The sequence below is a fragment of the Bacillus sp. cl96 genome, assembly GCF_900100505.1.
In the GTDB taxonomy this organism is placed as follows: Bacteria; Bacillota; Bacilli; order Bacillales; family Bacillaceae_G; genus Bacillus_A; species Bacillus_A cereus.
The window spans coordinates 1-9060 of sequence record NZ_FNDM01000036.1 but is presented as its reverse complement, the minus strand read 5'-3'; the positions used below and the strand labels follow the sequence as shown (position 1 = coordinate 9060).

The window sequence follows — 9060 nt, the reverse complement described above, 5'->3', positions numbered from 1 at the left end:
AATGCGACGCGGGTCCATCCATAAGTGACAGCCGAAGCCGCCTTTCAATTTCGAACCATGTGGTTCAAAATGTTATCCGGTATTAGCCCCGGTTTCCCGGAGTTATCCCAGTCTTATGGGCAGGTTACCCACGTGTTACTCACCCGTCCGCCGCTAACTTCATAAGAGCAAGCTCTTAATCCATTCGCTCGACTTGCATGTATTAGGCACGCCGCCAGCGTTCATCCTGAGCCAGGATCAAACTCTCCAATAAAGTTAGTTTGTCTAGCATCTAAAATAAAAATTGACGTTTCACGTTGTTTGTTTCGTTCAGTTTTCAAAGAACTACTTGGTCGCTCATTTGCGACTTCTTTATGTTAACATTTTCGTTTTTTAATGTCAACTAAGTTTTTTATTTCGTTTGTCGCTTGCGACGTTATTGTCATCGGCGACTTGTTCTATATTACACCCCCGTAGATCAACCGTCAATACCTTTTATCTTTTTTATTTTATAAATCATAAAAGCTTTACCCTGTCTTAATTTCTAACACAGCCTTAGAACTTCTTAAACTTATGTATTCAAACTAACAATCTGCAGCCTACACTCTCTAACTTAATACTAATACTTTTCTAAAGAATGAATGTGAGACCAAGTAAATATATATTAAGGATAGTATTTTTTCTTTTAGTACGTCCTCCCTCCTGCTCATCTCTAGGGAGATTATAAATAAAACACTTCTCTTCTTTACCTTTAAAATCTAATATACTTAGGAGGCGTTATGAAATGCATGTTAATAAAAAGATAATTTATGTATCCCATGATGCCCACTTCCACGGAGCACAGCTACTTTCTTTACATACTATTAAGGCTCTTAAAGAAAACTTTGATTACTCTGTTGCAATTATCTCTATTGGATCAGGTATTTTAATTCCAGATTTTCAAAAGTACGGTCCTGTTTATTGTCTCGAGCAAGGTTATCAAACAGAAGAAAAGGTCGAATTATTAATAAAGGATTTATTATCACAGGATTTTACCCTCGCCATATGTAGCACTGTCATAAGTGGCGATATCGTTGCATTACTAGCTAGACACAATATAAAAGTTGTTTCATTAATACATGAATTACCGCATTTAATACAACAGTACTCTGCTGAAGGGAAAGCTAAAAACATCGCTGAATTTGCTTACAAAGTTGTCTTCCCTTCACAATACGTATATGAAAAATTTCGTACAATCACTGAATTGGATCCTCAAAAATGTCACATTCTCCCTCAAGGTTTGTTTAACCACAATCCTTATAAAAACAATATCGCAAAAGCTAGAAATGAGTTACGTAAGAAGCTTAACCTGCCTCTAGATAGCAAAATTATCTTAGGTGTAGGCTTCGCAGATTATCGAAAAGGAATAGATTTATTCTCACTTATCTCTTACTCAGTACGAAAGACTCACAAGGATATTCATTTCATTTGGGTAGGGAGAACGGACGTTCAATTCCTGAATACACTGCCCCCTAAATATAAAGCACATTTCACATTAGTCGATCCTACTCCCGATATTGGATTATATAACGCCGGGGCTGACTTATACTTATTAACTTCAAGGGAAGATCCTTTTCCAAATGTTGTTTTAGAAGCATTAGATGCAAAACTTCCTGTTATAGGGTTTAAAAATGCTGGAGGTTTTGAAGATGTTGTTACAGAAAAAACTGGTGCCTTAGTAGATTTTTTAAATTTACCCAAAATGCTAGAGAAAATATATGAATTTATTCACGATGAGGGATTACGATTACAAAAGGGAAGCTTTGGCCAAGAACTTATCGAAAAAAACTTCAATTTTCTTAATTACATTTATCAATTACTAGATCTTCTCGAACATAATTACAAAAAGATAAGTGTAATCATACCGAACTATAATTATGAAAAATACTTACCTGCTCGAATCGAATCAATCTTAAACCAAACCTACCCTCTTTACGAACTAATTTTCTTAGACGATGCCTCCACTGATCATAGCGTATCAACTTTTAAAAAGCTGCTCTCAAAAGAAAATAAGCCCCACCTGAAGGTTCAACAGATTATTAATGATAAAAACTCTGGTTCCGTATTTAAACAATGGATAAAAGGAGTCTCTGCAGCAACTGGTGATTATATTTGGATCGCAGAGGCCGATGACTTATGCGATAAGACATTTTTACAAGAGGTGATACAGGGGTTTTATATAAATAACAATATTACCTTAAGTTACACACAATCAAAACAAATTGATGAACAAGGAAATGTATTGGCTAATCATTATTTAAATTACACAAATGATATCGATAAAGAAAAATGGAAAGGCCCCTATTTTCGAAAAGGCGTCGAAGAAATACAAGATACGTTACTTATCAAAAACACTATACCTAATGTTTCAAGTGTAGTTTTTAAAAATATAGATATGAAGAAAACAGAAAAACAGTTAGAGAAGTTCAAAATAGCTGGTGATTGGTTTTTCTATGTTTCTCTTCTTACAGAGGGAGATATTTACTTCAATCCATCCCCCTTAAACTATCATAGACGACATTTAAATAGCGTAACGAGAACAGAAGATTCATACTCCCATTACAATGAAGTTGTACAAATGCAAAATTTCATTAAAGAAAGATTTACTATCGACGACATTTCTAAAATGAAAATGTATACATATAGAAAGCATCTTAAAGCATACTTAAAAATTTAAACATGTGCTTTCTATGCCATCAATATCTCTAGTAAGTTGCTACTATTACTTAAGGGAGGAATACTCTTTGAAAGACTTTATAGAGGAACATAAAGATTTAATTTCTCAAATCGCACACAACTATAATGTAAATGCAAGTATCCATCCTGAGGATCATATCTTTCAGTTCATTGTCACTAATCCCGTCTTCCCATCAAAAAAAGAAGCGATAGATTACTACTTTAAAGATGGGCAAAACTCAGCACAAATACTCTTAAACTTAATTACTTCCCTTTATCCTCCTACAGGCAATCCAATTAAATTGTTAGAATTTGCATCCGGATACGGCTGCGTAACACGTCATTTATTAAATCTACAAGCGAATTTGAGTATAACCGCTTGCGATATACACGAAGAGGCTATTTCCTTTATTGAAAACAAATTAAATAATTCTTCTATATTATCTCATCCTGAGCCTGAACAGTTAAAATTGGACTCCTCTACGTACGATATCGTTTTTTGTCTATCCTTTTTCTCTCATATGCCTGATACAACTTGGTTTCGTTGGCTGCAAACATTGTATAACGCTGTTTCACCTGGTGGTTTATTCATTTTCACAACCCATGGCTATCAAAGCAAAAAATACTTCGGGTTTCCAAATTTAAATGAAAAGGGCTATTGGTTTCTCTCTTCTAGTGAACAATTCGATTTAGATGTGAATCAATACGGACAAACGATAGTTAGTCCCTCTTACGTGTGTGACAAAATTAAATTATTACCCCATAACCCAATTATCAAAAAGTATACTGAAGGATTTTGGTGGGAACATCAAGACCTTTGGGTTATAGAAAAAGAAGCAAAATAATAACCCACGCTCTGCTTATATACAAGTAGAGTGTGGGTTATTATTTTTTACTATATAAGAACTCTTCAATCCATAGCTTATTTAATCTAATCCCATGTTTAAAATCTATTTTAGGTTCCCAATTCAATTCTTGTTTTACCTTATCAATATTTAAAATGATTTTTTGAACGTTCTCTTGTTTTTGTTTGTAACAGATAAAATCCACTTTTCTTTCTGTTATTTTCTCTAATTCCACTATAATTCGTTTTAAAGAAAGACCTTTGCCACTCCCTATGTTATATACGCAAGATTTCAATTGATTTAATTGTGCTAGTTGTATAGTAATTTCAACTAAATCATCGATATAAATATAATCTCTAATAATCTCCTCTGGATTCCCATATATATGAATCCTTTCATTACTGAGATGCTGGTACAAAAAACAATTTATCGCCCCAACTTTTTTTAAGGGGTTTTGGTATTTTCCATACGGATTAGAATATCTACATACAACATAATCTATTCCATATTTTCTCTTATAAAAGTACAAATAATTCTCCAGCGAAACTTTTGTTATTCCATACGGGGAAAGTGGTCTTAATGGATGTTTCTCATCAATAGGCAAATATTCAGGTTCACCATAAACTGTGCCTCCCGAAGAAGCTAATATAATTTTTTTAATACGAAAATCTTTAACACTTTCCATGAAATTAAGAAAAAATAGACTGCTATTAATATCACCGAAAACATCTTCAATTGAAGTTGCTACGTTAGACGTCGCAGCTAAATAAATAATAATATCTATATTCACTAAAGCCTTATATATATCCTCAACATTTTCTAAATCACCTTTAATAAATTCAACTTCACTTATAATATTTTGAGGAAAATTATTTATATGTCTGGAAAATACTTTTACATTTTGCCCCTGTTCCAATAAACCCAATGCGAGGTTGATACCAATGAAACTATTTCCACCTACTATTAAATAATTATTCTTCCTCATAATATCATCTCTCTAGTAATAAATTTTTCCCGTCGTCAAACCTAAAAATATACACAAATAAACTGGATCATTTCGATTATTCATCTTCTTATCATTGTATGTTTGTTATAAATTTTCATTATCTTTATTTTATATTTTCATTTTAGAATAGCTTCCTTATTCAGGTTGACTGCAAAAACACTCATAATATTTACTCATCCCCATGAATATATTTAATAAACAATCCTCACTTGTTTAACCCATAAAAAAAACGTCTACATACACAAATTTCCCAAAAAGGAGTGCTGAACTCATGAAAAATATAAATCAAGAACTTTTAAATCATGTAATTCTACATAAAGATCGAATTCCACATTACCATAAAGACTTTCCGATTATACTATTTTGGAGTCATAGAAGCGGATGCACCGCGTTAGCTAATTGGTTCTTTTTTCAAATCGGATTATTTACTGAAGCAAAGAAATACAATGACTTTATTCATTACTATGAGTTCTGGGTGTATAAGAACAATACAAATTACATACCCGAGTTACAAAATGGTCTTCTAGAGGGTAAAAAGGATGTTTGTAAACTTGTGCGAAATCCCTATACAAGGGCTGTCAGCTCATTTCTATTACTTGCTGACAACCCATATGCTAGCCCTCAATGGGAAAGTATCCGTCATTATTTTTATAATGACAAATATAGTAATCAAGGAATATCATTTAAACAATTTTTATATTACGTTCAGGCATTCGGCTCCAATTCTCTAGCGTTAGATATACATTTTAGTCAACAATACGTCCCTGGTGAAGAAAACTTCATCCAATGTTATATTCCTTTAGAAGATTTTAATACACAAATCACCAAACTAGAACACACGTACGATTTGATAAAATCCCCTTTAGCACTTCTTACAAATTCAGATCATCATCGCGCACACAAGATGATTTATGCAGGGAGCTATGCAGAACTTAGCATTACAGATACAGAATTCCCACGATTTCCAACATACGAAAGCTTTTATGATAAAGAAACTATGGATTTAGTTACAGAAATATACGCACAGGATTTTGAAATGTACCCATACACGAAAGGGATATTTTAAGTCTATACATTTTCCCATGAATAAAAGCTGATGCATCGCATAGCATAAAGTGAAACTTTAATTCGATTGGGGGTTCTCTTCAACTGATTATTCCCTTCTCCTAATCGCAATTTTAAAAAATACCTAACTTTCACCCATTCCCCCTTTGATTTCGCTGATTGTTGACGTGTATCATACTTTCCATAAATAGATTGCATTTAACATAGGAGGGATGTCGTGTGGAAATCAATTTGAAACACAATAATGGGTACTGCGTTATTTGCGAAAAGAAAGCTACATTTATAGAGCATAATGATTGGCTTAGAGATCATTATTTATGTTCTACATGTAACTCTATACCAAGGCAGCGAGCTTTAATCCATGCCTTGCATACATTTTTTCCAAAATGGAATTCCTATAGTATCCACGAATCCTCTCCTGGAGGAATTACAACTCAGCTACTATTAAAAAACTGTAAAAACTATACTTATTCTCAATACTTTAAAAATTATCCTCTTGGCCAATACTTTCAAGGTATTAGATGTGAGAACTTAGAAGACATGACTTTTGAAGATGAATCTTTTGATTTATTCATTACTCAAGACGTTTTTGAGCATGTAATGACGCCAAACAAAGCCTTTAAAGAAATAGAACGAGTATTAAAACCTGGCGGCGCTCATGTATTTACTGTCCCTTGGTATCATACACTCACAAAAACTGTGCAAAGAGCAAGAATGAATCAAGAAGTGATTGAATATATTGAAGAGCCCATTTATCATGGAAACCCTATTGATGAGAATGGATCTTTAGTAACGTTCGATTGGGGGCAGGATATGATTGAATATATTTATACACACGCAAACATGTATACCATTGTTTATTTACAAAAGGATAGATCACTAGGGTTAGATGCTGAATTTTTACATGTTTTTATTAGTAAAAAGCAAGAAAATAAAGTTTAATCACTATATAATTCGGAGGTTTAACAAATGAATAAATTTAAGTTAGGAAGTGATTTTGATCATCTTGTTAATTCACTATCTGATGTCGAACTTCTAAATTTATTTATACAAAGTTGTTCACAAACAACGATAAATGGGGTTCCCGTACCTAGGTTTCCTCCTGAAGAAATTCAAAAACAATTTGTAGGTGCTTCCTATGAACATGCTCTTTACGAAGCATATTTGTTTTATAGACATATAAAAGAATACGCCCAAAATTTAGGGGTTCCCTTGAATAAAGAAAGTAAAGTTTTAGACTTCGGCTGCGGATGGGGAAGAATTATACGCTTCTTATTTAAAGATGCCTCTGATCAAAATTTACTTGGCATTGATGTCGATCCTGCGATGATCACACTTTGTAATGAAACACTAGGAAGAGGGATATATAAAACAGCAAGTCCACATCCCCCTGTAGAATTTATTAGTGACAATTCATTAGATATCATATTCGCTTATTCTGTATTCTCACATTTATCCGAAGCAACTGCCGAAAATTGGGTAAAAGAATTTTCAAGAGTTCTTCGCCCTGGTGGAATCTTCATCGCAACAACACAAGCGCGCTATTTTCTTGATTTTTGTCAACAATTCCAAGAACATCCTGAATTAATTCAAACAGGATGGCATAAAACTTTATCTCAAGCTTTTCCAGATATACATCGCGCCATCTCGGATTATGAAAACGGCAAATTTGTTCACAGTCCTACTGGTGCAGGAGATGTTAGAAATAGTAGTTTTTACGGAGAAACTGTTATACCTAGGACTTATATTGAAAATCATTATGAGAAATATTTAAAGCTACAAGACTTTTTTGATGATGTAAATCGATTACCACAGGCCCTCTTTGTCCTTCAAAAAATTTAATTCCTTTCATTCAACGTAATAAATTTCATGACGAAAAGCACTTTCTATTTCAGCTATATATCAAATTACCTAATACTCTCTTATTAAGTAAGCTTAAAAAAATCCAATACATACCATAAAAAGACAGTAAACAGATAACATATCTCTTGTTTTAAAATTGCTTCACCAAATCAAGAATAACTTCCCAACACTTGAACTACGAAAAACATGAGGGGGATATAACTTGAAAATAATTGCTTTTTACTTACCACAATTCCATCAAATTAAAGAAAATGATCGATGGTGGGGGAAAGGATTTACTGAATGGACAAATACTAAAAGTGCACAACCTTTATTTTCAGGACATTATCAACCTAGGGAACCTTATCAAGATTTTTATTACGACTTAACTACCCCCTCCGTAAGAAAGTGGCAAGCGGAAATCGCTAAAGCATACGGTATATATGGTTTTTGTTATTATCATTACTGGTTTAAGGGAAAAAGACTATTAGAAACACCCTTTAATGAGGTACTAAAGATGAAGGAACCTGACTTCCCTTTTTGTCTTTCTTGGGCAAATGAACCATGGACAAAATCTTGGGATGGTCTCGATAAACATATATTAATGCCTCAAGACTACGGAGATATATCTGATTGGAAGGAACACTTTGATTATTTATTACAGGCTTTCCAAGATGAGAGATATATTTATATAGATGATAAACCTCTATTCATTATTTATCGTCCAGGACATATTCCTGATTGTGAAAAAATGCTTAATTACTGGAATGCATTAGCGCGAGAAAATGGTTTAAAAGGTATATACTTTGCTGAAACATTAAACAGTTTTCCACTACCTAATATAAATGGATTCGATGCCAGCATTCAGTTTGAACCTTTCTATACAATTGCCCATGATAGCTCTTCAGACATAAATAAGGTAATATATGATTCTGATATGCAATTAAATGTTTGGGACTACGATAAAGTATGGATGTATATATTACAACGATCGCTCCCAAAGAAAAAAACATTTCCCGGGGCTTTTGTTGATTGGGATAATACTGCACGACGTAAAAACGCGAATAGCAGCATCTTTGTAGGTTCTACCCCTGAAAAGTTCACCATATATTTAAGCAAGCAAATTCATCGTACTTACTCTTTTTATAACAGCGAGTTTTTATTTATTAACGCATGGAACGAGTGGGCGGAAGGAACTTACTTAGAGCCAGATAAAAAATATGGATTTTCTTATTTAGAAGGGGTTAAAAATGCAATTGATAGAGGTATGAAAGCATACAAAAAAGACGAGTCATTCTGACTCGTCTTAAAGTTGCTTGGCGACGTCCTACTCTCACAGGGACAAGGTCCCAACTACCATCGGCGCTAGAGAGCTTAACTTCCGTGTTCGGTATGGGAACTGGTGTGACCTCTCTGCCATCATCACCAAACTATGAAGGCATATTCCTTCAAAACTAGATAACATTTGCTACATATTATATGGTTAAGTCCTCGATCTATTAGTATTCGTCAGCTCCACATGTCACCATGCTTCCACCTCGAACCTATCAACCTGATCATCTTTCAGGGATCTTACTAGCTTACGCTATGGGAAATCTCATCTTGAGG

General features: G+C 33.8%; 7 protein-coding genes and 3 rRNA genes. 6 read left to right on the top strand and 4 right to left on the bottom strand.

What is annotated here, in order from left to right; translation table 11 throughout:
- A 16S ribosomal RNA gene (locus BLT20_RS29610) occupies positions 1 to 253 on the bottom strand; the annotation flags it as partial.
- 510 nt (positions 254 to 763) lie between these two features.
- On the opposite strand from BLT20_RS29610, the gene BLT20_RS29605 reads away from it, so the two are divergent.
- Entirely contained in the window at positions 764 to 2695 is a 1932-nt protein-coding gene (locus BLT20_RS29605) for a glycosyltransferase (RefSeq protein ID WP_000558370.1), read from the top strand.
- A 67-nt stretch (positions 2696 to 2762) separates the two neighbouring features.
- Entirely contained in the window at positions 2763 to 3539 is a 777-nt protein-coding gene (locus BLT20_RS29600; RefSeq protein WP_000651232.1) for a class I SAM-dependent methyltransferase, read from the top strand.
- A gap of 40 nt (positions 3540 to 3579) precedes the next feature.
- Here the strand turns inward: BLT20_RS29600 and BLT20_RS29595 are convergent, their stop codons facing one another.
- On the bottom strand, positions 3580 to 4524 hold the full coding sequence (locus tag BLT20_RS29595) for an NAD-dependent epimerase/dehydratase family protein (RefSeq protein ID WP_001230820.1): 945 nt from the start codon (positions 4522 to 4524) through the stop codon (positions 3580 to 3582).
- Positions 4525 to 4816: 292 nt separating this feature from the next.
- On the opposite strand from BLT20_RS29595, the gene BLT20_RS29590 reads away from it, so the two are divergent.
- The 4 genes from BLT20_RS29590 (at position 4817) to BLT20_RS29575 (ending at position 8752) form a co-directional block, all read left to right on the top strand.
- On the top strand, positions 4817 to 5611 hold the full coding sequence (locus tag BLT20_RS29590) for a sulfotransferase family 2 domain-containing protein (protein ID WP_000790045.1): 795 nt from the start codon (positions 4817 to 4819) through the stop codon (positions 5609 to 5611).
- A 218-nt stretch (positions 5612 to 5829) separates the two neighbouring features.
- Positions 5830 to 6552 (top strand): class I SAM-dependent methyltransferase, encoded by a 723-nt coding sequence (locus BLT20_RS29585; protein WP_000405125.1) that lies wholly within the window; start codon positions 5830 to 5832, stop codon positions 6550 to 6552.
- Positions 6553 to 6579: 27 nt separating this feature from the next.
- Complete coding sequence (locus BLT20_RS29580; RefSeq protein WP_001031897.1) at positions 6580 to 7452, top strand: class I SAM-dependent methyltransferase; 873 nt, start codon at positions 6580 to 6582, stop codon at positions 7450 to 7452.
- 223 nt (positions 7453 to 7675) lie between these two features.
- The gene (locus BLT20_RS29575; RefSeq protein ID WP_000690976.1) at positions 7676 to 8752 is read left to right on the top strand and encodes a glycosyltransferase WbsX family protein; all 1077 of its coding nucleotides are present in this window, start codon (positions 7676 to 7678) and stop codon (positions 8750 to 8752) included.
- Between the two features lie 14 nt (positions 8753 to 8766).
- Here the strand turns inward: BLT20_RS29575 and rrf are convergent.
- Positions 8767 to 8882 (bottom strand): 5S ribosomal RNA (gene rrf / locus BLT20_RS29570).
- Between the two features lie 49 nt (positions 8883 to 8931).
- Positions 8932 to 9060: ribosomal RNA gene (locus BLT20_RS29565) — 23S ribosomal RNA — on the bottom strand; the annotation flags it as partial.